5 protein-coding genes are annotated in these 4,728 nt (G+C 58.0%); 3 read left to right on the forward strand and 2 right to left on the reverse strand.

The features are described 5' to 3' along the window. Nucleotides 1-2,141, forward strand: a 2,141-nt coding sequence (gene yccS / locus ACRAUW_RS16855; protein ID WP_431363200.1) for a YccS family putative transporter, incomplete at its 5' end; no start/stop codon positions are given. A gap of 24 nt (nucleotides 2,142-2,165) precedes the next feature. Beyond that, the gene (locus tag ACRAUW_RS16860) at nucleotides 2,166-2,516 is read left to right on the forward strand and encodes a TusE/DsrC/DsvC family sulfur relay protein (protein WP_005347582.1); all 351 of its coding nucleotides are present in this window, start codon (nucleotides 2,166-2,168) and stop codon (nucleotides 2,514-2,516) included. Between the two features lie 291 nt (nucleotides 2,517-2,807). On the opposite strand, the gene ACRAUW_RS16865 is transcribed toward ACRAUW_RS16860, so the two are convergent. Next, nucleotides 2,808-3,149 carry a Grx4 family monothiol glutaredoxin gene (locus ACRAUW_RS16865; RefSeq protein ID WP_431363201.1) on the reverse strand — a complete coding sequence of 114 codons (342 nt, stop codon included), beginning with the start codon at nucleotides 3,147-3,149 and terminating at the stop codon, nucleotides 2,808-2,810. A gap of 288 nt (nucleotides 3,150-3,437) precedes the next feature. Between ACRAUW_RS16865 and sodB the strand changes: the two genes are divergently transcribed. Beyond that, nucleotides 3,438-4,022, forward strand: coding sequence for a superoxide dismutase [Fe] (sodB, locus tag ACRAUW_RS16870; protein ID WP_431363202.1), 585 nt, complete (start codon nucleotides 3,438-3,440; stop codon nucleotides 4,020-4,022). A gap of 221 nt (nucleotides 4,023-4,243) precedes the next feature. Here the strand turns inward: sodB and ACRAUW_RS16875 are convergent. Next, the coding region (locus tag ACRAUW_RS16875; RefSeq protein WP_431363203.1) for a hypothetical protein at nucleotides 4,244-4,728 on the reverse strand (485 nt) is incomplete at its 5' end.

The raw sequence follows: 4,728 nt of genomic DNA on the forward strand, positions 1-4,728 counted from the left end.
TGCGCCGACTGCTGACCGATAGTCACATCTACTTCGCCCTCAAGGTGCTGCTGGCCATTCTCGGTCTGCTCGCCTTCACCTTGGCTACCGGCAATATCCAGCTCACCGTGCTGCTCTCCCTCGGTGTAGTGGCGGGCGCCATCGCCGAAACCGACGACAGCCTGTGGGGGCGGCTCAAAAACCTCGCCATGACGCTCATCTGCTTCATGTTCGCGTCACTGTGTGTGCAGTATCTCTACCCCACCCCCTGGCTGTTTGCCATCGGGCTGGCCAGCTCCACCTTTATCTTCGTGATGGTGGGGGCGCTCGGCGCCCGCTATGCCACCATCAGTTTCGGCTCACTGCTGATCGCCATCTACACCATGTTGGGGGCCGCCAAGGCGCCGGATCTTTTCTACCAGCCGCTGGCCCTCGGCGCTGGCGCCCTCTGGTACGGACTGGTCTCGTTCATCTGGCTCTGGCTGCTGCCCTACAAGACCCTGCACGAACAGCTTGCCCAGAGCTACTTCGCCCTGGGTCGCTACCTGCTGGAAAAGTCCCGCTTCTTCCCGGCGGACGAGCACGGCGCCCAGGCCATTCGCCACAATCTGGCCCAGCTCAACATCAATCTGGTGAGCGCGCTGACCCTCACCAAGTCGGCCCTCAACGCTCGCCTGAGCCGCCGTCATCCGGCCAGCCCCGAGCTGGCCAGCCTGCTACACCTTTACCTGCTGGCGCTGGAAATTCACGAGCGCGCCACCTCCAGCCACTATCCCTATAGTCGGCTGGAAGCCGAGCTCAAACAGGGCATCGTACTGGAGGGATTTCAGGAGGTGTTCCTGCAACTTTCCGAGGCGTGCCAGCGGCTCGGTTACGCCATTCTGGTCCACACGCCCTACGCCCATAACAAGCGCATCCACTGGACGTTGCAGGCCCTTGGCGATCAGCTGGAGTTCACCAATCTCAAGCAGCACTACCCGAAAACCCTGCTGACGCCGATGAAGTTCCTGCGCCGCAATCTGGCCAGCATCAACCAGCTGCTGGGCAGCGCCGAAGTGCTGCAAAACCCCGAGCAGCCGGAGCAGGAGCTGCCCGCGCTGGCGCGGCCGCCCCGCCTGCCGCTGCTGACCCAGCTCAAGCAGCACCTCACCTTGCACTCCATGGTGTTTCGCCACGCGCTGCGCCTCTCCTTGGGTCTGGTGATCGGCTACGGCATACTGCAAGCCTTTGATCTGGAAAAGGGCTACTGGATTTTGCTGACCGTGCTGTTTGTCTGCCAGCCCAGCTACAGCGCCACTCGCCGCCGACTGGTGCAGCGGATGCTCGGCACCTTCGCCGGCATACTGGTGGGTATTCCGGTGCTCTGGCTGTTCCCCGAGCTGCACGTTCAGCTGGTGGTGATGGGGCTGGCCGCCTTCCTGTTTTTCACCCAGGTGCGCAACAACTACAGCGCCGCGGTCTGCTTTATCACCCTCTACGTGCTGATGGCGTTCAACCTGCTCGATGGCATCGGCTTTGCCATTCTCGGGCCACGGCTGCTCGATACCCTACTCGGCTGCCTGATCTCCTACGGGCTGGTAGCCTGGCTCTGGCCGGACTGGCAGTACAAGCGGCTGCCGACCCTGATCGCCAATTCGCTGTCTGCAAACGCCCGCTACCTCTCGGCGGTGCTGGCGAGCCTTACCCAGCAGCGGGACGAGTCCATCGACTATCGGGTGGCGCGCAAGAGCGCCCATCTGGCGGACAGCGAGCTGGCCACCGCCTGGCAGAGCATGCTGGTGGAGCCGCAAAAGCGCCGCCGCTTCCTCGATCTCTGCTTTACCCTCACCTGGCGCAACCACGCTCTGCTCTCCTACATCTCGGCGCTGGGGGCCCATCGCGACAAGCTGGAGGCCATCAGCGGGCTGGATGAGGTGCGCCACCACATCTGCCACACCCTGGAGCAGGCAGCCGGTCATCTGGCGGGCAACCCCTCCAGCTCCATCGGGGGTCAGTGTCCGATTCTTTGCACGGACAGCAGCCCGGATAGCAGCGAGGAGCAGCTGATGCTGACTCAGCAGCTCAACCTGATCAGCGAGCTGGCGGATCAGCTGCTGCATCTGGCCAACGAGAGCCGGTTGCTCACCGGGGATCAAGGCGCTACCATGCCCGCCCAATCCTGATAGCCCCATTAGCGAGGAGCCCTCATGTCTGCGTCCGAAAAACATCAGCTGGAATTCAACGGCCAACTCATCGAGACCGATGCCAAGGGCTACCTGCTCAACAGCAACGACTGGAGCGAGGAGCTGGCGCTGGTGCTGGCCGCGCAGGAGGGGATCGAGCTGGAGGAGCCGCACTGGGAAGTGGTGCGCTTTGTGCGCGCCTTCTATCTGGAGTTCAACACCTCCCCCGCCATCCGCGCACTGGTCAAGGCGATGGAGAAGCAGTACGGCCCCGAGAAGGGCAACAGCCGCTACCTCTACAAGCTGTTCCCGGAAGGGCCTGCCAAGCAGGCAACCAAGATTGGCGGCCTGCCCAAACCGGTGAAGTGCATCTGATCCCATGCATCTCATCCCATAACAACGGGGGCCGCAACTGCGGCCCCCGTTGTTTCCAGCAAAAGCTGGTGATGACCGAATAACCCGTTTTGTTAGCGGCTCTAAATAATGAGGGAGGCGTCATGCCTCCCTCTATTTATTGAGTGTCTGTCAGGGCAAGGATTGCAGTCAAATTGACTGTTAAACCATGGAACCGTTCTTGATATTCAAGATATCGAACATTCAGTCACAAAAATGTTTAACCGAGTGGCATTCAACACATAGCCCCTTTACTGAGATGTGCATATTCGCTTATTCAGTTGCGTCATCCTGCTTGTACTTGGCTGCAGTCTCTTTGATCAGGGACTGCAACTCGCCAGCCTGGAACATCTCAATCATGATGTCACAGCCGCCGATCAGCTCGCCCTCAACCCACAGTTGAGGGAAGGTCGGCCAGTTGGCAAATTTCGGCAATTCGGCGCGGATATCCGGATTTTGCAGGATATCAACGTATGCAAACGGCTCGCCACAGGACATCAGAGCCTGGGAGGCCTGGGCAGAGAAGCCACAGCTGGGTAGCTTGGGGGAGCCCTTCATATAGATGATGATGGGGTTTTCAGCCAGCTGCTGCTTAATCTTTTCAATAGTTTCCATAGATGCCTCACTAGAGCTATTTCGGCGGCCATTCTACTGCAATCTTGCCCGAGCACAAACTGACAAAAGGGGCGGACGGCAAGAATTGCGCAAAGAAGCTGCTCAGGCTTGATCGCGATCATGGCGCCAATCAAGAGTTGTTAGGTCATCTTTGATACTGCTACAATCCTTTGGCTTTGGGCTACCAGGCCCCATCAACTTCACAACAACTCTTTTCACATATAGAAAAGAGTACGCAATGTCTTGCAACCGTCGCCTTCGCACGGTCCAGCCAATGGAGAGTAGAAAATGGCATTCGAACTTCCCGCTCTGCCCTATGCAATCAACGCTCTGGAACCGCACATCTCCCAGGAAACTCTGGAATATCACCACGGCAAGCACCACAACACCTACGTGGTCAACCTGAACAATCTGGTGCCGGGTACCGAGTTTGAAGGCAAGTCTCTGGAAGAGATCATCAAGACCTCCAATGGCGGTATCTTCAACAACGCCGCCCAGGTCTGGAACCACACCTTCTACTGGCACTGCCTCTCCCCGAATGGCGGTGGCGAGCCGACTGGCGCCCTGGCTGATGCCATCAACAAGGCATTCGGCTCCTTCGCCGAGTTCAAAGATGCCTTCACCAAATCTGCCATCGGCAACTTCGGTTCCAGCTGGACTTGGCTGGTGAAGAAAGCTGACGGCTCTCTGGCAATCGTCAACACCTCCAACGCCGGTTGCCCGCTGACTGAAGCCGGTACCACCCCGTTGCTGACTGTTGACCTGTGGGAGCACGCCTACTACATCGATTTCCGCAATCTGCGTCCGAAGTACATGGAGACCTTCTGGACCCTGGTTAACTGGGAATTCGTCGCCAAGAACCTGGCTGCCTAATCAGCCTCGCTTGCCAAAACGCCCCGCACAGCGGGGCGTTTTTTATCTACCGATAGCGAGAAAATGAAACAGCACTCGCCGAGCTATCTCTTCCACACACTTACACTCTGCTGGTAAATGGTTGGGGATTGAGAACCTCTATCTCCCCAAACCGCCGTGCCCGATTGGTCAACAAGAATACGCCACAGGTCAGTGTGCCTCTGTGCACAGGCACAATATTCTTATCCACCAAAGACCACCGCCTCAAAGATTTCATAACGCTCTTTGCCTGCCTGGATATAGAACACATCTCCCTTTTTACTCGCTTTAAACGTCATATCACCGTCAGCCTGGCTTAGATCGGCACCAAGCGCCTTGCCATTTTCAAAGTAAATAAAACGCTCTTTACCGCTTGGCAGTGATACTTTAACCGTGGCATTACCGCCCTGCTCGCGTGCGACCTGAAAACCACATTGGCGAAGTGCTGCTCCACTTGCCTCGGCACAGGGTATATCACCGCTGGCATCGAAATTCCCCTGTCCGGCCCGCTCCGCCGATGAAAGCTCAGGGGAAGTCATCGTTTTTGATGAGGCAACCCCTGCCGGCGGCGCAACACCAAGGATCTCGCATACGCCATTACTCTTGTCCTTGGCCGTATAGGTCACATAGGGTGCATCGCCCCCTTTGGGGGTGATATCCACATAAGCACCAGCCGATTTAGCCGTGA

Origin of the sequence: Aeromonas sp., from assembly GCF_050633025.1 — a bacterium.
GTDB lineage: Bacteria > Pseudomonadota > Gammaproteobacteria > Enterobacterales > Aeromonadaceae > Aeromonas.

Bases quoted from the DNA above. Each gene is read 5' to 3' on its own strand.
- ACRAUW_RS16860 (WP_005347582.1), top strand. From the start codon at position 2,166: ATGTCTGCGTCCGAAAAACATCAGCTGGAATTCAACGGCCAACTCATC.
- ACRAUW_RS16865 (WP_431363201.1), bottom strand. From the start codon at position 3,149: ATGGAAACTATTGAAAAGATTAAGCAGCAGCTGGCTGAAAACCCCATC.
- sodB (WP_431363202.1), top strand. From the start codon at position 3,438: ATGGCATTCGAACTTCCCGCTCTGCCCTATGCAATCAACGCTCTGGAA.